This is a genomic window from Cellulomonas fimi, from assembly GCF_012952065.1.
In the GTDB taxonomy this organism is placed as follows: Bacteria; Actinomycetota; Actinomycetes; order Actinomycetales; family Cellulomonadaceae; genus Pengzhenrongella; species Pengzhenrongella fimi_A.
Window position 1 is genome coordinate 95,252 of record NZ_JABCJJ010000009.1, and the last position, 16,925, is coordinate 112,176.

The window sequence follows — 16,925 nt, forward strand, 5'->3', positions numbered from 1 at the left end:
GGCGCGGCGCTCCCGGTCCACCACCCGGGCGCCGCGCCGTCGTCGTCCCCCCGCATGAAACGATGCGCCCATGCTGCGTTGGTTGACTGCGGGTGAGTCGCACGGTGAGGCGCTGGTCGGGATCCTCGAGGGCCTGCCGGCCGGCGTCGAGATCACCACCACGGACGTCCAGGACGCGCTCGCCCGCCGCCGCCTCGGCCACGGCCGCGGGGCCCGCATGAAGTTCGAGCAGGACGCGGTGCGCATCCTCGGGGGTGTGCGGTTCGGCCTGACGCAGGGCGGCCCCGTCGCGATCGAGATCGGGAACAGCGAGTGGCCCAAGTGGGTCGACGTGATGTCGGCCGACCCGGTGCCTGCTGAGCGGCTCCTCGTCGACGCCGGCACCGGTGACGAACGGGAGGTCGCGCGCAACCGTCCGCTGACGCGCCCGCGCCCGGGGCACGCCGACCTCGTGGGGATGCGCAAGTACGGGTTCGACGACGCGCGCCCGGTCCTCGAGCGCGCCTCGGCCCGCGAGACCGCGACGCGCGTCGCGCTCGGCACGGTCGCCGCGCACCTCCTCGAGCAGGTCGCGGGCGTCCGGCTGGTCTCGCACGTCGTCGCCATCGGCCCCGTCGCGGTGCCCGACGGCGCGGACCTGCCCGACCCCGACGACGTCGCCCGCCTCGACGCCGACCCGGTCCGCTGCGCCGACCCCGCGACGTCGGCCGCGATGGTCGCCGAGATCGACGACTGCCAGAAGGCGGGGGACACCCTCGGGGGAGTGGTCGAGGTGCTCGCCTACGGCCTGCCCTCGGGGATCGGCAGCTACGTGCACGCCGACCGCCGGCTCGACTCGCGCCTCGCCGGCGCCCTCATGGGCATCCAGGCGATCAAGGGTGTCGAGGTCGGCGACGGCTTCCGGACCGCGACCCGCCGGGGCTCGCAGGCGCACGACGAGATGGAGCGCGACGCCACGACGGGAGAGATCCGGCGCCGGTCCAACCGCGCGGGCGGGCTCGAGGGCGGCATGACCACCGGCGAGATCCTGCGGGTCCGCGCCGCGATGAAGCCGATCTCGACCGTCCCGCGCGCGCTCGCCACCGTGGACACCGCGAGCGGCGATCCCGCCAAGGCCCAGCACCAGCGCTCCGACGTCTGTGCCGTCCCGCCGGCCGCCGTCGTCGCCGAGGCGATGGTCGCGCTGGTGCTCGCCCAGGCGCTGCTCGAGAAGTTCGGTGGCGACTCGGTCGGCGAGGTGGCGCGCAACGTCCGCGGCTACGTCGACGGGATCCCGGAGCTCCAGCGATGACGGCTCCCCGGGTCGTCCTCGTGGGCCCGCCGGGCTCCGGCAAGTCGACCGTCGCCCGCACGCTCGCCCGCCTGCTGCGGACCGACGCGCGTGACACCGACGCCGACGTCGAGCGGACCGCCGGCAAGCCCATCAGCGAGATCTTCGTGGACGACGGCGAACCACACTTCCGCATGCTCGAGCGCGAGGCGGTCGCGGCCGCCCTCGCGACGCACCCCGGCGTGCTCGCGCTCGGCGGCGGCGCGGTGCTCGATCCGACGACCGAGGCGGCGCTGGCGCAGTACGGCGAGGCGGGCGGCGTCGTCGTCTTCCTGGACGTCTCGCTCGCGCACGCGGCGCCGCGCGTCGGTTTCAACCAGTCCCGCCCGCTGCTGCTCGGCAACCCCCGGGCGCAGTGGCAGGGGCTGATGGAGCGGCGTCGACCGGTGTACGAACGTGTCGCGACGCACGTCGTCCAGACCGACGGTCGTACCCCCGCCCAGGTCGCGCACCAGATCGCCGCCGCCGTGGAAGCGCACGGCGCCGGGCAGCAGCCCGACCCGCAGCCCGACCCGCAGCCCGATCCCGCCCCGAACGGAGACCTCCGGTGAGTGACCCCGACCGCAGCCCGACCCGCGTCGTCCGCGTCGAGGGCGAGCGCCCGTACGACGTCGTGATCGGGCGCGGCCTTCTCGGCGAGCTCCCCGGGCTGCTCGGCGAGGGCGTGCGCCGCGTCCTCGTCGTCTGCACCGAGGCGATGTCGACGTCGGCCGAGGCCGTGCGCGAGGACCTCGTGGCCCAGGGCTACGAGGCGATCCTCGCCGAGGTCCCGGACGCCGAGGGGGCCAAGTCGGCCGAGGTCGCCGCGTTCTGCTGGCAGGTGCTCGGCCAGGCGGACTTCACGCGCTCCGACGCGGTCGTGTCGCTCGGCGGGGGCGCGACGACGGACCTCGCGGGCTTCGTCGCGGCGACCTGGCTCCGGGGGATCAAGGTCGTGCACGTCCCGACGACCCTGCTCGGCATGGTCGACGCCGCCGTGGGGGGCAAGACGGGCATCAACACGGCCGAGGGCAAGAACCTCGTGGGCGCGTTCCACCCGCCGGCCGGCGTGCTGTGCGACCTCGACTCGCTCGAGTCGCTCCCGACGTTCGACCTCGTCGCCGGGCTCGCCGAAGTCATCAAGTGCGGGTTCATCGCCGACGCGCGGATCCTCGAGCTGGTCGAGGCCGACCCGCAGGGCATCGTCGAACGCGGCGGCTCACCCGTCGACGCGGGCGAGGAGGACGTGCTGCTCGAGCTGATCGAGCGGTCCATCGCGATCAAGGCGCGCGTCGTGGGGGAGGACCTCAAGGAGTCCGGCCTGCGCGAGATCCTCAACTACGGGCACACCTTCGGCCACGCGATCGAACTCGTCGAGCGGTTCGCGTGGCGCCACGGTGCGGCCGTCTCGGTGGGCATGGTCTACGCGGCCGAGCTGGCGCGGCTCGCGGGTCGCCTGGCCGACGACGTCGTGGATCGCCACCGCGCCGTCCTCACCTCGGTCGGGCTTCCCGTCACTTACCGGGGCGACCGCTGGGAGCAGCTGCTCGGCGCCATGCGTCGCGACAAGAAGACGCGGGGTGACCTGCTCCGCTTCGTCGTGCTCGAGGACGTGGCCAAGCCCGCGCGGCTCGAGGGGCCCGACCCCACGCTGCTCGCCGCGGCGTACGCGGAGGTCAGCGAAGGTGCGGTCACGAGTCGCGCGATCTCCCTCTGACCTCGCCGCACGAGCGGGGACGGACCCGAGGCTGGCTTGTGGGCGGAAGGACAAGTTCCCAGGCTTGTTCTCCGGCGAACATGGTTCTAGCCTTGTGCCGTGCTCGTACTGACGATCGACCAGCAGGGAAGCCGGCGCCTGGGCGACCGCGTGCAGGAGCTCCTCGCGTCGTTCGACACGACGCCGTCGCTCGCGGCCGACGCGCCGGGCGTGGTGCGACCGTTCGAGCGGACGGTCGGTGACGAGGTCCAGTGCGTGCTCGACGACGCCGCGCTCGGCGTCGACGTCGTCCTGGCCGTCCTGCGACGCGGGGGATGGAGCGTCGGGGTCGGCGCGGGACCGGTGGACGAGCCGCTGCCGGCGTCGACGCGCGCCGGTTCGGGACCGGCGTTCGTCCTCGCCCGGGAGGCGGTCGAGCACGCGAAGAGCCGTGGTCGCGCGGTTCCCGTCGCCGTCGGCGGGGTGCGCCCCGACCGGGCGGCTGAAGCCGCAGCGGTCCTCACGCTCGTCGGCGCCCTCGCCGAGCGGCGGACGAGCGCCGGCTGGCAGGTCATCGATGCGCTGCAGGACGCGGGTGTGGGTGCCCGCCAGGAGGATGTGGCGGAGCGGCTCGGGATCACTCAGCAGGCGGTGAGCCAACGCCTGCGGACCGCGCTCTGGGCCGAGGAGCTCGCCGCGAGGCCGCTCATCGCCCGCCTGCTCGACGAGGCGGCGGGCCGCGACACGGACGAGGAGAGGGAGAGACCGGAGTGAGCGCATGGATCGACACGCTCGTCGTCGCGTGGGCCCTGGTGCTCTCGGTCGGTGGCGGCTGGGTGGTGACCGGCCTGGTGCTCCGGCTCGCATCCCGGTCGCGGGACGCGGGAACCGCGGGAGACGACGGCGGCCCGACGGGGGCCGTGCCGCGCGCGGCCCTGCGGGGCGGCACCTGGATCGGGCTGCTCGAGCGCCTCACCATCACGGCAGCGATGCTCGCCGGCTACCCCGCGGCCATCGCGTTCGTCATCGCCGTCAAGGGACTGGGCCGGTACCCCGAGCTGCGCGAGCACCCGACCGCGTCCGAGCGGTTCGTGATCGGGACCCTCGCGTCGATGGGCTGGGCCGCGATCATCGGGATCGGCGGGCTCGCCCTGATGGGCGGTGCCGTCGTGGGCGAGTGACCCGCACGCGCTAGAATCGTCGGCGGTCTGGCGCGGCGCCCGGGAGGCGGGCTGCGCCCCGTACGTTCTCAACTCGACAGGAAGCAGCCATCGTGGCCACCACGAACGACCTCAAGAACGGCACCGTGCTCAAGATCGACGGCCAGCTCTGGACCGTCGTCGAGTTCCAGCACGTCAAGCCCGGGAAGGGTGGGGCGTTCGTCCGCACCAAGCTCAAGAACGTGGTCTCGGGCAAGACCGTGGACAAGACGTTCAACGCCGGCCTCAAGGTCGAGACGGCGAACGTCGACAAGCGCGACATGCAGTACCTGTACAAGGACGGCACCGACTACGTCTTCATGGACACGTCGACGTACGACCAGCTCCACGTGCCCCAGACCACGGTCGGTGACGCGTCGAACTTCCTGCTCGAGAACCAGAGCGTGCTCGTCGCGACGCACGACGGCTCGCCGCTCTACGTCGAGATGCCGCCGTCGGTCGTGCTCGAGATCACGTACACGGAGCCGGGCCTCCAGGGCGACCGCTCGACCGGGGGCACCAAGCCCGCGACGCTCGAGACCGGCCACGAGATCCAGGTCCCGCTCTTCATCGAGGCGGGGACCAAGGTCAAGGTGGACACCCGCGACAGCGGCTACCTGGGCCGCGTGAACGACTGACGTGGGAGCGCGGACCAAGGCACGCAAGCGCGCGCTCGACGTCCTGTTCGAGGCGGACCAGCGTCACGTCGACGCCGTGGCGCTCCTCGCGCAGCGCATCACGGAGCCGGGCACCGAGGCGGCGCTCCCGCAGTACTCGGTCGACATCGTCGAGGGCGTCCTGACGCACCGCGAACGGATCGACGAGCTGCTCTCGACGCACGCCCACGGCTGGACGCTCGACCGCATGCCCGCCGTCGACCGGGCGCTGCTGCGGATCGGCACGTGGGAGGTCCTCTTCAACGACGACGTGCCCGACGCCGTCGCGGTGGACGAGGCCGTCGACCTCGCGAGGTCGCTGTCGACCGACGACTCGCCGACGTTCGTCAACGGCCTCCTGGGCCGCATCGTCGACCTCAAGCCGACGCTGCTCGCCTGACCGTCCTCACACCGGCGCCGCACGGGTGAGCCTCGAGGCCGCCAGGGGCGGCACGTTCCCCGCCGAGACGGTCGCGAGGTCGATCTCGCGCGGCGCGTCGGCTCCCGGGCGGCCGAGCAGGTAGCCCTGGAGCTTCGGCACGCCGAGCTCCGTCAGGGCCTGGAGCTGGTCGAGCCGCTCGACGCCCTCGGCGACGATGTCGAGCTCGAACGCCTCGGCGAGCGAGACGATCGCGCGCACCACGGCGACCCCGCCGAGCGCGCTCAGGTCGCGCACGAACGCGCGGTCGATCTTCAGGACGTCGACGGGCAGCGTGGCCAGCCGCGCGAACGAGCTGTACCCGGTGCCGAAGTCGTCGATCGCGATCCGGGCCCCGAGCGCGCGCAGCTGGCTGAGCGAGTCGATCACGTGCGCGAGGTCCTGGAGCAGGGCGCTCTCCGTGATCTCGAGCGTCAGCTTGTTCCAGTCGCCGTCGCCCCAGTCCTGGCGCAGCTGCTCGACGAAGCCCGGCTCGGCCAGCTGGCGCGCCGCGACGTTGACCGCGACCGGGAGACGGAACCGCTCGACCGCGGCGTGGGCCTGCAGCACGAGCTGCCGCCCGATCGGCACGATGAGGCCCGACTCCTCCGCGTACGGCAGCCAGTCGCCCGGCATGCGCGTCCCCGCGGGGTGCTGCCACCGCACCAGCGCCTCGAGGCCCACGATGGTCAGGGTCTCGGCGTCGACGATCGGCTGGAAGTGCAGCCGGAACTCGTGGTTCGCGATCGCGGCGTCCAGCTCGCGGCGGAGGTTCTGCTCCGCGAGCATCTTCGCCCGGAGCGCGTCGTCGAACTCCACGACGCCGAGCTTGCTCCGCTTGGCCTCGAACATCGCGGTGTCGGCCTCGCGGAGCAGACGCTCCGGGTCCACGATCTCGTCGGGCGACCACACGGCGACGCCGACCGACAGCAGGGGGGCGATCTGGTCGGTACCCGTGAGGTCGAGCCCACCGCGGATCCGCCGACCGAGCGCGACGAGGTCCCGGCCCTGGGGCGCGTCCTCGAGCACGACGACGAACTCGTCGCCGCCGAAGCGCGCGACGAAGTGCCGCTCGTCGATGGTCTCGGTCAGGTACGCGCCGGTCCGGCGGAGCAGCTCGTCACCCCACGTGTGCCCGCGCTGGTCGTTCTCCAGCTTGAAGCCGTCGATGTCGCAGTACAGGACGGCGAGGCGGGTGCCCTGGTCGCGGGCTCGCTCGAGGGTCTGCCCCAGGTGCCGCTCGAGCGCGTGCCGGTTGGGCAGCCCCGTGAGCGAGTCCGTGAACGCCGCACCACGGAGCTCTTCGGCAAGGCGCGACCGCTCGGCGGCCACCGAGACCAGCCGGCACAGGTCGTCGAGGAAGTCCCGGGCGAGGTCGTCGCCCAGGTGGTCGGTCGGGGAGTCGAGCGTCGTGGAGAACCGGCCGCGCGACAGGGGGCGCAGGTAGCCCACGATCTGGGGGTCGCGCAGCTGCTCGCGCGCGGACTTCTCGGCGAGCGCGAGGAGCGCGTAGGGGTCCTTGGTGAACCAGGCCGCGTTCCCGAGAGCCGCGAGCTCGTCGCGCATGCGGTGCTGCCGGCGCACGCGACGCTCCGCCGCGCGCTGACGCAGGACGCCGACCGCCTGGATCGCGGCGACCAGCGGCAGGGCCCACACGCTCGTGAGCAGCTCGGCGAACCGCCCGCCCGGGACGAAGTACCCCGCGACGAGGGCGATGGTGCTCAGCGCCCCCGCGAGCTGGAGGCCCCGCCGGGTGAGCCTCGACGGGATGCGACGGATCGAGATGACGGCGTATCCCGCGACCACGGCCAGCGGCACCATGAAGGTGGTCGTCAGCAGCGGCCCGTACTGCGGGACCCCGTCCACGCTGCGGTGCGTGTAGAGCAGGTCGGTCGTGAGCCAGAGCACCTCGCGCGTCAGGAACATGCCCCCGACGACCAGCACGAGCCACCGGCTCGTGGGGCCCCGGGTGACGACCTTGAGCGCGGGGACCGAGAGCAGGATGGAACCCGCGAGGACCATCGAGCGCGCGAACAGCCCGACCTCCGTGGCGGACCCCGCCGGCAGCAGGGGCAGGACCGCGTTCACCAGGAAGAGCAGCGCGAGCACCGCCGACCAGACCATCAACCAGAAGCGCTCGCGATCGGCCGCGTCGGCCCGCCACCCGGTCCAGTTCTGGAAGGACAGGCCCGCGATGAACCCGGCCGTGACGCACTGCGCCACGACCGCGACGACGTCGACGGCTCCTCCCACTCCGGTCTCATCGGCCTCCGCCGGGACGATCTGAGGTCTTCTGCCCGAGTCGGGGCCCCCGGGCGGCGCGGTAGGGTGGGCGCCCGACAGACATTCCTTTAAGGCCCGTCCGGTGAGGCGGGGAAGGAGGTCGCCAGGTGAGCCCTGGACCTGCTGTGCCCGTCCCGCAGTCGACGGTCGTCCTCGGCGAGGCGGATATCGCTCGGGCGCTGACCCGCATCGCCCACGAGGTCCTCGAGCGGAACAAGGGCGGTGCCGACCTCGTCCTCCTCGGGATCCCCACCCGCGGCGTGCCGCTCGCGCACCGGCTGGCCGATCGGCTCGTGTCGGTCGAGCCGGGCCTCGACCGTGAGAGCCTCGCCGGCGCGCTCGACGTGACCATGTACCGCGACGACCTGCGCCGCCACCCCGCGAGGCCGATCGGGCAGACCCAGCTGCCGGCGTCGGGCATCGACGACCTCGTGGTCGTGCTGGTCGACGACGTCCTGTACTCGGGGCGCACCATCCGCGCCGCGCTCGACGCGATCAGCGATCTCGGCCGCCCGCGAGCGGTCCAGCTCGCCGCGCTGGTCGATCGGGGCCACCGCGAGCTGCCGATCCGCGCCGACTACGTCGGCAAGAACCTGCCGACGTCGCAGGCCGAGCGGGTCCGCGTGCTGCTCCGGGAGTCCGACGGCGAGGACGCCGTGCTGATCGAGTCGTCCGCCGAGGCACCCCGGCCCGGCCCGGGCCCGGCGGTCGGCACCGAGCGGGGTGCGCGATGAGGCACCTGCTCTCGACCGCGGACCTCGACGTCACGACGGCGGTCCGCATCCTCGACACGGCCGCCCAGATGGCGGCCACGCAGTCGCGCGAGATCAAGAAGCTGCCGACGCTGCGCGGCCGCACGGTCGTGAACCTGTTCTTCGAGGACTCGACGCGCACGCGGATCTCGTTCGAGACCGCGGCCAAGCGCCTCTCGGCCGACGTCATCAACTTCTCCGCGAAGGGATCGAGCGTCTCCAAGGGCGAGTCGCTCAAGGACACCGCGCTCACGCTCCAGGCGATGGGCGCGGACGCGGTCGTCATCCGGCACCAGGCGTCCGGGGCACCGCACACCCTCGCGGCCTCGGGGTGGGTCGACAGCTCCGTGATCAACGCGGGCGACGGGACCCATCAGCACCCCACGCAGGCACTGCTCGACGCGTACACCATGCGTCGCCACCTCGCGGGCGACGCGGTCGGCGTCGGCGACGTGGGACGGGACCTGAGCGGGCTCCGGGTCGTGATCGTCGGCGACGTGCTGCACTCGCGCGTCGCGCGCTCGAACGTGCTCCTGCTGCGCACGCTCGGCGCCGACGTGACCCTGGTGGCCCCGCCGACGCTCGTGCCGGTCGGCGTCGAGGCCTGGCCGTGCCGCGTGTCGTACGACCTCGACCCGGTGCTGCGGGACCAGCAGCCGGACGCCGTGATGATGCTCCGCGTGCAACGCGAGAGGATGACCGGCGGAGGGTCGGGCGGTGGCGCGTTCTTCCCGAACCCCGTGGAGTACACGCGGGGCTACGGGCTCGACAGGCGCCGGCTCGCCCTGCTGCCGGACCACGCGATCGTGATGCACCCGGGCCCGATGAACCGCGGGCTCGAGATCTCGGCCGACGCCGCCGACTCGCCGCGCGCGGTGATCGTCGAGCAGGTGACGAACGGGGTCGCCGTCCGGATGGCCGTGCTGTACCTGCTGCTCGCGGGCGACCTCGCGGAGCAGAAGAACGTCGAGGAGAGGGTGGTGGTCGCGTGACGCGACCGACGAGGTATCTGCTGCGAGGCGTCGCGCCGCTGGGCGGGGACCCGACCGACCTGCTCCTCGCCGACGGCGTGATCGCGGCGGTCGGTCCCCACCTCGACGTGTCAGACGTCGCGCGCGGGGGAGCCCGCTCCGGGTCTGACAACTCGGTCGTGGAGATCGACGCGCGCGGTCTCGTCGCGCTGCCCGGGCTCGTCGACCTCCACACGCACCTGCGCGAGCCGGGCCGCGAGGACGCCGAGACCATCGCGTCCGGGACGCGCGCCGCGGCGCTCGGCGGGTTCACCGCGGTGCACGCCATGGCGAACACGACGCCGGTCGCCGACACCGCGGGCGTCGTCGAGCAGGTCTGGCGCCTCGGCCGCGACGCGGGCTGGGTCGACGTGCATCCCGTGGGCGCCGTGAGCGTCGGGCTGGCCGGTGAGCAGCTCGCCGAGCTCGGCGCCATGGCCGCCTCGGCGGCACGCGTGCGCGTCTTCTCGGACGACGGCAGCTGCGTCGCCGACCCGGTGCTCATGCGCCGGGCCCTCGAGTACGTCAAGGCGTTCGACGGCGTGATCGCGCAGCACGCGCAGGAGCCGCGGCTGACCGCCGGTGCCCAGATGCACGAGGGCGTCGTGTCGGCCGAGCTCGGCCTCGCGGGCTGGCCCGCCGTCGCCGAGGAGGCGATCATCGCGCGCGACGTGCTGCTCGCCGAGCACGTGGGCTCGCGGCTGCACGTGTGCCACCTCTCGACCGCCGGCTCGGTCGAGATCGTGCGGTGGGCGAAGTCGCGCGGGATCGCCGTCACGGCGGAGGTCACGCCGCACCACCTCGTCCTCACGGACGACCTCGCCCGCGGGTACGACCCGGTCTACAAGGTCAACCCGCCGCTGCGCACCGCGGCCGACGTCGAGGCCGTCCGCGCCGGGCTGGCCGACGGGACGATCGACATCGTCGCCACCGATCACGCGCCGCACACGCGCGAGGACAAGGACTGCGAGTGGGCCGCGGCGGCGCACGGCATGACCGGCCTCGAGACGGCCCTGAGCGTCGTGCAGCAGACGATGATCGACACCGGCCGACTGACCTGGGCCGACGTGGCGCGCGTGCTCTCGACGGCGCCCGCGGAGATCGGGCGCGTGAGCGGGCACGGACGTCCGCTCGAGATCGGAGAGCCCGCCAACGTGACGCTGGTCGACCCGGCCGCGCGGTGGACGGTCGTCCCGGAGGAGCAGGGGACGGCGAGCGTGAACTCGCCCTTCCGGGGCCGGGAGCTGCCCGGCAGGGTCGTCGCCACGTTCCTGCGGGGCCGGGCCACCGTGCTCGACGGCGCGGCCGTCACCCCGGGCGCGGCCGTCACCCCGGGCTCGGCCGTCACCCCGGGCTCGGCCGTCACCCCGGGCTCGGCCGGCGCCGACGCCCGCGCCACGGCGGGGGTCGGCGCCTGATGCGCACCGCCCTGACCGTCGCGGTCATCGTCGCGCTCGGCCTCGTCGCCCTGCTGGCCATGCGCCGCGGGTGGCAGCGTCGGGCGAGCCGCAGCGGCGCCGTCGTACCCGAGCTCTTCCCCCTGCCCGACGACGCCGCGCTCGGCGGCCCGCGCACCGCGCCGGTCGAGGCGGTCTACGTCTCGAGCACGACGGCGGGGGACTGGCTCGACCGCGTCGTCGCGCATGACCTGGGCGCGCGCTCGAACGCCGTGGTCCAGGTGTTCGACGCCGGTGTGCGGGTGCTGCGCGAGGGCGCGCGCGACCTGTTCATCCCTGCCGACCGCGTCCGCGGCGTGCGCACCGAGGGCGGGATGGCCGGCAAGTTCGTCGGCGGCGACGGCCTGGTGGTGGTCACCTGGCAGGCGCCCGACCCGGCCGCCGCGCTGCTCGACACCGGCTTCCGCACCCGGCGGGCTGCCGATCGCGCACCGCTCATCGACGCGGTGGGCGCGCTCACGGCCGATTCTGCCGAGACCGACCCCGCCGACGTCCACCAGACCCGCACCGGCGAACCCGGAGCGACCAAGGAGCAGCAGCAGTGACCGACACGGACGACGCCCTCCTCGTGCTCGAGGACGGGCGGACCTTCGCGGGGCGCGCCTACGGTGCGCGGGGGCGGACGGTGGGCGAGATCGTCTTCAACACCGGCATGACCGGGTACCAGGAGACCCTCACCGATCCGAGCTACCACCGGCAGATCGTCGTCATGACGGTGCCGCACGTCGGCAACACCGGGGTCAACGACGAGGACGCGGAGTCGCACCGGATCTGGGTGGCGGGCTTCGTCGTCCGCGATCCTGCCCGCCGCTCGTCGAGCTGGCGCGCCGAGCGGACCCTCGACGCGGAGCTCGTCGCGCAGGGCGTCGTCGGGATCTGCGACCTCGACACGCGCGCGCTGACCCGGCACCTGCGCGAGCGCGGGGTCATGCGCGCCGGCATCTTCTCGGGCGCCGAGGCGGCGCACCCGCTCGAGGAGCTGCGCGCGGTGGTGGCGCAGACGCCGTCGATGGTGGGTGCGGACCTGGCGGGCGAGGTGACCACGGACGCGGCCTACGTCGTCGACCCCCTGGGGCTCGACGGCTCGCCGCTGACCGAGGCGGTCGCGACCGTGGCCGCGCTCGACCTCGGCATCAAGTCGATGACGCCGCAGCGCCTCGCCGAGCGCGGTGTGCGGGTGCACGTGCTGCCCGCGACGGCGTCGATCTCGGACATCGAGGCGGTCGGGCCCGACGGCGTCTTCTTCTCCAACGGACCCGGCGACCCGAGCGCAGCGACCCACGAGGTCGCGCTGCTGCGCGAGGTGCTCGACCGGAGGATCCCCTTCTTCGGGATCTGCTACGGCAACCAGCTGTTCGGCCGGGCGCTCGGCTACGGCACGTACAAGCTCGCCTACGGGCACCGGGGCGTGAACCAGCCGGTGCTCGACCGCGCCACCGGCAAGGTCGAGATCACCGCGCACAACCACGGCTTCGCCGTCGACGCCCCGATCGCCGGCGAGAGCGTCGCGCCGCACGACGGCGGCCGCTACGGCCGGGTCGCGGTCTCGCACGTCTGCCTCAACGACGACGTCGTCGAGGGCCTCGAGGCCCTCGACCTGCCGGCCTTCTCGGTGCAGTACCACCCCGAGGCCGCCGCGGGCCCGCACGACGCCGCCTACCTGTTCGACCGCTTCCTCGACCTCATGTCGGCCGAGCGCGCCACGAGCTCCGCCACGACGAGCTCCGCCACGAAGGCTTCCCCGACGAAGGACCATGCCTGATGCCCCGCCGTACCGACATCTCGAGCGTCCTCGTCATCGGGTCCGGGCCGATCGTCATCGGCCAGGCCGCCGAGTTCGACTACTCCGGGACGCAGGCCTGCCGGGTGCTGCGCGAGGAGGGCCTGCGCGTCATCCTCGTGAACTCCAACCCGGCCACGATCATGACCGACCCCGAGTTCGCCGACGCCACGTACGTCGAGCCGATCACGCCCGAGGTCCTCACCTCGATCATCGCCAAGGAGCGCCCGGACGCGCTGCTGCCGACGCTCGGCGGCCAGACCGCGCTCAACGCGGCCATCGCGCTGCACGAGGCGGGCGTGCTCGAGGAGTACGGCGTCGAGCTGATCGGCGCCAACATCGCCGCGATCCACCTGGCCGAGGACCGCCAGCTCTTCAAGGGCGTGGTGGACCGGTGCGGGGCCGACAGCGCACGCTCGTTCATCGCGCACACGCTCGACGAGTGCCTCGCCGCGGCCGACGACCTCGGCTACCCGCTCGTCGTCCGGCCCTCCTTCACGATGGGCGGCCTCGGGTCGGGCATCGCCTACGACGAGGACCAGCTCCGCCAGATCGCCGGCCAGGGCCTCCACTACTCACCGACGACCGAGGTGCTCCTCGAGGAGTCGATCCTCGGCTGGAAGGAGTACGAGCTCGAGCTGATGCGCGACCGGGCCGACAACGTCGTCGTGGTCTGCTCGATCGAGAACGTCGACCCCGTCGGCGTGCACACCGGCGACTCGGTCACGGTCGCGCCTGCGTTGACGCTCACGGACCGCGAGTACCAGCGGCTGCGCGACATCGGGATCGCGGTCATCCGCGAGGTCGGCGTGGACACCGGCGGGTGCAACATCCAGTTCGCGATCCACCCCGAGACCGGGCGCGTCGTCGTGATCGAGATGAACCCGCGGGTGTCGCGGTCCTCCGCGCTGGCCTCCAAGGCGACGGGCTTCCCGATCGCCAAGATCGCGGCCCGCCTCGCGGTCGGCTACACGCTCGACGAGATCCCCAACGACATCACCGGCTCGACCCCGGCGTCGTTCGAGCCGACGCTGGACTACGTCGTGGTCAAGGTCCCGAGGTTCGCGTTCGAGAAGTTCCCGGCGGCCGACGACACGCTCACGACCACCATGAAGTCCGTCGGCGAGGCGATGGCGCTCGGTCGCAACTTCACCGAGGCGCTCGGCAAGGCCATGCGCTCGCTCGACATGAAGGGCTCGGGCTTCCACTGGGAGGGCGAGCCGCTGGACGGCGACGCGCTCTCCGCCCTCGCCGCCACGATCTCGCGGCCCACGCCGCACCGGCTGGTCGACGTGCAGCAGGTGCTGCGCGCGGGGGTTCCGCTCGACGACGTCTACGCGGCCACGGGCATCGACCCGTGGTTCCTCGACCAGATCGTGCTCGTCAACGAGGTCGCCGCGAAGACCGCGGGTGCGCCCGAGCTCTCGGCGGACGTGCTCGCGAACGCCAAGCGCCACGGGCTCTCGGACGCGCAGATCGCACAGGTGCGCGGCATGAACGAGGACGACGTGCGCCTGACCCGCCACGTGCTCAAGGTCCGGCCGGTCTACAAGACGGTCGACACGTGCGCGGCCGAGTTCGCCGCGCGCACGCCGTACCACTACTCGTCCTACGACGAGGAGACCGAGGTCGAGCTGCGCACGCGCCCCGCCGTCCTCATCCTGGGCTCGGGCCCCAACCGCATCGGGCAGGGCATCGAGTTCGACTACTCGTGCGTGCACGCCGCACTCGCGCTCCGCGACGAGTTCGAGACGGTGATGGTCAACTGCAACCCCGAGACGGTCTCGACCGACTACGACACCTCCGACCGCCTGTACTTCGAGCCGCTCACGTTCGAGGACGTGCTCGAGGTCTACGAGGCCGAGCTCGCGGCCGGTCCGGTCGCGGGGATCATCGTGCAGCTCGGGGGCCAGACGCCGCTGTCGCTCGCGCAGCGGCTGGCCGACGCCGGGCTGCCGATCCTGGGCACGACACCCGAGGCGATCGACTCGGCCGAGGACCGCGGCGCCTTCGGCGCGGTGCTCGCGGACGCGGGGCTCCCAGCGCCCGCGTTCGGGACGGCGTCGTCGGCCGCCCAGGCGCTCGAGGTCGCCACGTCCATCGGCTACCCGGTGCTCGTGCGCCCGTCATACGTGCTGGGCGGGCGAGGCATGGAGATCGTGTACGGCGACGCCCAGCTGGGCGAGTACGCCCAGCGGGCGTTCGACGAGGCGCACGGCGCGCCGGCCGGCTCGGACGCGCCCCTGCTGATCGACCGCTTCCTCGACGACGCGATCGAGATCGACGTCGACGCGCTGTTCGACGGGACCGAGATGTTCCTCGGCGGGGTCATGGAGCACATCGAGGAGGCCGGGATCCACTCGGGCGACTCGGCCTGCGTCCTGCCGCCGGTCACGTTGTCGGCCACCGAGCTCGAGCGCATCCGCCGGTCGACCGAGGCGCTCGGCCGGGGGATCGGCGTGCGCGGGCTGCTCAACGTGCAGTACGCCCTGGTCAGCGACGTGCTGTACGTGCTCGAGGCCAACCCGCGGGCGTCCCGGACGGTGCCGTTCGTGTCCAAGGCGACCGGGGTGTCGCTCGCGAAGGCGGCGGCGCTCGTCATGGCCGGCCACACGATCGCCGACCTGCGGGCGCGCGGCGTGCTGCCCGAGGTCGACGGCAGCGTGCTGGACCTGGACGCGCCGATCGCCGTCAAGGAGGCCGTGCTCCCGTTCAAGCGGTTCCGGACCGCCGACGGCACGGTCGTGGACACGGTGCTGGGGCCCGAGATGCGCTCGACCGGAGAGGTCATGGGCTTCGACGTCGACTTCCCGACCGCGTTCGCCAAGTCGCAGGCCGCGGCCTACGGCGGGCTGCCGAGCTCGGGCCGGGTGTTCATCTCGGTCGCGGACCGCGACAAGCGTTCGATCGTCTTCCCGATCAAGCGCCTCGTCGAGCTCGGGTTCGAGATCCTCGCGACCGAGGGGACCGCGGGTGTGCTGCGGCGCAGCGGCATCCCGTCGCGCGTGGTGCGCAAGCACTCCGCGGGTCGCGGGCCGAACGGCGAGCCGACGATCGTCGACCTCATCCGGGCGGGCGAGGTCGAGATGGTGGTGAACACCCCGTCCGGCCAGGGCGCGCGCGCCGACGGCTACGAGATCCGCACGGCGACGACGGCCGCGGACAAGGCGATCGTCACGACCGTCCAGGCGCTGGGTGCGGCGGTCCAGGGCATCGAGGCGGAGCGGTCCGGGCCGTTCTCGGTCCGCAGCCTCCAGGAGCACGACGCCGCCGCGGCCGCCCGGCGCGCGGTGCTCGCCACGGCCGCGGCGGGGTCGACGACCTCGACGACCTCGACGACGACGGCGACCCTCGCGTGACGACGCCGGCGGCTGGTGGCCCCACCGCCGGAACGGGACGGCGCCCCTTCGGCGAGCGGCTCGCGGCCGCGATGGACGCGCACGGCCCGCTGTGCGTGGGCATCGACCCCCACCCGGAGCTCCTCGCGGCCTGGGGCCTGCCCGACGACGCCACCGGGGCCCGCGAGCTGGCGCGCCGGGTGATGGCGGCGGTCGGCGGTCGCGTCGCCGCGGTCAAGCCGCAGGTCGCCTTCTTCGAGCGGCACGGCTCCGCCGGGGTCGCAGTGCTCGAGGAGCTGGTGACCCTGGGGCGGGAGGCGGGGACGCTCGTCGTGATGGACGCCAAGCGTGGTGACATCGGCTCGACCATGGCCGCCTATGCCGACGCGTACCTGCGGGACGGCGCGCCGCTGGCGGCCGACGCCCTGACGGTCTCGCCGTTCCTCGGGTTCGGCTCGCTGGCTCCCGCGGTGGAGGCGGCGCAGGCGACCGGCCGCGGGCTGTTCGTCCTCGCGCTCACGTCGAACCCGGAGGGCCCCGATGTGCAGCACGCACGGCGCGCGGACGGTGCGAGCGTCGCCGGATCGATCGCCGCGGCGGCGGGTCGGCTCAACGCCGCCGAGCTCGGCGGGCTCGGACCGGTCGGGCTCGGATCGATCGGGCTCGGACCGGTCGGGCTCGAATCGGTCGGCCTCGGATCGGTCGGCCTCGTCGTCGGCGCCACGACCGGTGACGCCGTCGCCCGCCTCGGGATCGACCTCGAGGCGGTCCGCGGTCCGCTCCTCGCGCCCGGCGTCGGCGCCCAGGGCGCCGGTGCGACCGAGCTGACCGCGGTCTTCGGTCGCGCGCGGCGCGCGGTCCTGGCAGCGTCGTCGCGCGGCGTCCTGGCTGCGGGGCCGGACGTCGCGGACCTGCGCGCGGCTGCGGCCCGCGCGGCCGGTGAGGCGACGGCTGCGCTGCGCTGACCTGCGGGCGGAGGACGCTCGTTCGCGTTGCCACCTGTTCATCCGGTCGCTAGGTTCGAGGG

The 16,925-nt window shown here is 73.5% G+C and carries 15 protein-coding genes; 14 read left to right on the top strand and 1 reads right to left on the bottom strand.

Annotated elements, in window-relative coordinates:
* Nucleotides 1-70: 70 nt before the first annotated feature.
* From aroC to nusB, 7 genes are all read left to right on the top strand, one after another.
* Nucleotides 71-1,291 (top strand): chorismate synthase, encoded by a 1,221-nt coding sequence (aroC, locus tag HIR71_RS08050; protein ID WP_169324537.1) that lies wholly within the window; start codon nucleotides 71-73, stop codon nucleotides 1,289-1,291.
* Nucleotides 1,288-1,881 carry a shikimate kinase gene (locus tag HIR71_RS08055; protein WP_169324538.1) on the top strand — a complete coding sequence of 198 codons (594 nt, stop codon included), beginning with the start codon at nucleotides 1,288-1,290 and terminating at the stop codon, nucleotides 1,879-1,881. Before aroC ends, HIR71_RS08055 begins: the two co-directional genes overlap by 4 nt.
* A complete protein-coding gene (gene aroB, locus HIR71_RS08060; protein WP_169324539.1) occupies nucleotides 1,878-3,026 on the top strand; it encodes a 3-dehydroquinate synthase in 1,149 nt (382 codons plus the stop codon). The genes HIR71_RS08055 and aroB overlap by 4 nt, the downstream gene beginning before the upstream one ends.
* A 99-nt stretch (nucleotides 3,027-3,125) precedes the next feature.
* Nucleotides 3,126-3,779 (top strand): hypothetical protein, encoded by a 654-nt coding sequence (locus HIR71_RS08065; protein WP_169324540.1) that lies wholly within the window; start codon nucleotides 3,126-3,128, stop codon nucleotides 3,777-3,779.
* Complete coding sequence (locus HIR71_RS08070; protein ID WP_169324541.1) at nucleotides 3,776-4,186, top strand: hypothetical protein; 411 nt, start codon at nucleotides 3,776-3,778, stop codon at nucleotides 4,184-4,186. The genes HIR71_RS08065 and HIR71_RS08070 overlap by 4 nt, the downstream gene beginning before the upstream one ends.
* 92 nt (nucleotides 4,187-4,278) lie before the next feature.
* Nucleotides 4,279-4,842, top strand: coding sequence for an elongation factor P (efp, locus tag HIR71_RS08075; RefSeq protein WP_169324542.1), 564 nt, complete (start codon nucleotides 4,279-4,281; stop codon nucleotides 4,840-4,842).
* Between the two features lies 1 nt (nucleotide 4,843).
* On the top strand, nucleotides 4,844-5,260 hold the full coding sequence (nusB, locus tag HIR71_RS08080; protein ID WP_169324543.1) for a transcription antitermination factor NusB: 417 nt from the start codon (nucleotides 4,844-4,846) through the stop codon (nucleotides 5,258-5,260).
* Nucleotides 5,261-5,266: 6 nt separating this feature from the next.
* Here nusB and HIR71_RS08085 read toward each other — a convergent pair whose 3' ends face one another.
* Entirely contained in the window at nucleotides 5,267-7,531 is a 2,265-nt protein-coding gene (locus HIR71_RS08085) for a putative bifunctional diguanylate cyclase/phosphodiesterase (RefSeq protein ID WP_169324544.1), read from the bottom strand.
* 137 nt (nucleotides 7,532-7,668) lie between these two features.
* Here HIR71_RS08085 and pyrR point away from each other — a divergent pair, with 137 nt between their 5' ends.
* From pyrR to pyrF, 7 genes are read left to right on the top strand one after another with little or no spacing between them, the layout of a single operon-like run.
* Complete coding sequence (gene pyrR / locus HIR71_RS08090) at nucleotides 7,669-8,295, top strand: bifunctional pyr operon transcriptional regulator/uracil phosphoribosyltransferase PyrR (protein WP_169324545.1); 627 nt, start codon at nucleotides 7,669-7,671, stop codon at nucleotides 8,293-8,295.
* The gene (locus HIR71_RS08095; protein WP_169324546.1) at nucleotides 8,292-9,305 is read left to right on the top strand and encodes an aspartate carbamoyltransferase catalytic subunit; all 1,014 of its coding nucleotides are present in this window, start codon (nucleotides 8,292-8,294) and stop codon (nucleotides 9,303-9,305) included. The genes pyrR and HIR71_RS08095 overlap by 4 nt, the downstream gene beginning before the upstream one ends.
* Nucleotides 9,302-10,741: a dihydroorotase gene (locus HIR71_RS08100; protein WP_169324547.1), complete on the top strand. Its 1,440-nt coding sequence runs from the start codon at nucleotides 9,302-9,304 to the stop codon at nucleotides 10,739-10,741. Before HIR71_RS08095 ends, HIR71_RS08100 begins: the two co-directional genes overlap by 4 nt.
* A complete protein-coding gene (locus HIR71_RS16810; protein WP_249051677.1) occupies nucleotides 10,741-11,325 on the top strand; it encodes a PH-like domain-containing protein in 585 nt (194 codons plus the stop codon). The genes HIR71_RS08100 and HIR71_RS16810 overlap by 1 nt, the downstream gene beginning before the upstream one ends.
* Complete coding sequence (gene carA / locus HIR71_RS08110) at nucleotides 11,322-12,542, top strand: glutamine-hydrolyzing carbamoyl-phosphate synthase small subunit (RefSeq protein WP_169324548.1); 1,221 nt, start codon at nucleotides 11,322-11,324, stop codon at nucleotides 12,540-12,542. Before HIR71_RS16810 ends, carA begins: the two co-directional genes overlap by 4 nt.
* Entirely contained in the window at nucleotides 12,542-15,919 is a 3,378-nt protein-coding gene (gene carB / locus HIR71_RS08115) for a carbamoyl-phosphate synthase large subunit (RefSeq protein ID WP_169324549.1), read from the top strand. The genes carA and carB overlap by 1 nt, the downstream gene beginning before the upstream one ends.
* On the top strand, nucleotides 15,916-16,863 hold the full coding sequence (gene pyrF, locus HIR71_RS08120; RefSeq protein ID WP_311836178.1) for an orotidine-5'-phosphate decarboxylase: 948 nt from the start codon (nucleotides 15,916-15,918) through the stop codon (nucleotides 16,861-16,863). Before carB ends, pyrF begins: the two co-directional genes overlap by 4 nt.
* Nucleotides 16,864-16,925: the final 62 nt, after the last annotated feature.

Excerpts from the sequence above, each read along its gene's own strand:
- aroC (WP_169324537.1), top strand. The coding sequence starts at position 71 with ATGCTGCGTTGGTTGACTGCGGGTGAGTCGCACGGTGAGGCGCTGGTC.
- HIR71_RS08055 (WP_169324538.1), top strand. The coding sequence starts at position 1,288 with ATGACGGCTCCCCGGGTCGTCCTCGTGGGCCCGCCGGGCTCCGGCAAG.
- HIR71_RS08095 (WP_169324546.1), top strand. The coding sequence starts at position 8,292 with ATGAGGCACCTGCTCTCGACCGCGGACCTCGACGTCACGACGGCGGTC.
- HIR71_RS16810 (WP_249051677.1), top strand. The coding sequence starts at position 10,741 with ATGCGCACCGCCCTGACCGTCGCGGTCATCGTCGCGCTCGGCCTCGTC.
- carB (WP_169324549.1), top strand. The coding sequence starts at position 12,542 with ATGCCCCGCCGTACCGACATCTCGAGCGTCCTCGTCATCGGGTCCGGG.